Annotated in this window: 1 protein-coding gene and 1 pseudogene; both read right to left on the reverse strand. The window is 46.8% G+C overall.

Features of this window, described 5'->3' with window-relative positions; translation table 11 throughout:
* Window positions 1-339, reverse strand: a 339-nt coding sequence (locus tag E5342_RS19160; protein WP_246867184.1) for a transposase, incomplete at its 3' end; no start/stop codon positions are given.
* Window positions 305-590, reverse strand: a pseudogene (locus E5342_RS19945) (ISAon1 family transposase); the annotation flags it as partial. The gene E5342_RS19160 and the pseudogene E5342_RS19945, both read right to left, overlap by 35 nt.

Below are 590 nucleotides of genomic sequence, written 5' to 3' on the forward strand. Positions count from 1 at the left end.
CACATTGGTCAACTCTGTAGCCAAGTCGTAAACTGATTTCAGCTCCGGATAATGTGCGAATATGATTTCCGCACGTATTCTTTGGGATTCAGTCCATTTGCTATAATGCTTGACAAGTACATGTCTAGCCCTTGCCAGCAGCTGCTCACGGGTATCACCATTGGCATATCGAAACGGGACATACTCTATGTTTTGCTCTCCGCACCGCTGAATTTCATCGTTCTCAAAATCCCGTGCCATCCAGCGATAAGTAATCCTGAGTTCATCAATTGCCTCATAGAAGAGTTTCCGTACATGAAACCGGTCATTTCTTTTTGGCTCTCTTACGCTTGGAGACATGAATCATTTCAAGCGCCTTTATGACGTCTTCAGACTTCGTGCCACGTATCATGGCCACAAGTGTGCCTTTGCCACCACGTCCCGTACGGTTAGTGACAACAGTATATAATTCTCCGCAACTCAAAGAGGTCTCGCCAATACGGAGGCCGGGGCCTATGTTCCGTTTGAACAGGACATATTCCGTGGCATGATCTAGCTGATCCCACTGTCTGTACGCGCTGATAAACTCCTTGTGCTGTGAAGTTAACAGT

Source organism: Parabacteroides distasonis (assembly GCF_004793765.1).
Taxonomy (GTDB): Bacteria; Bacteroidota; Bacteroidia; order Bacteroidales; family Tannerellaceae; genus Parabacteroides; species Parabacteroides distasonis_A.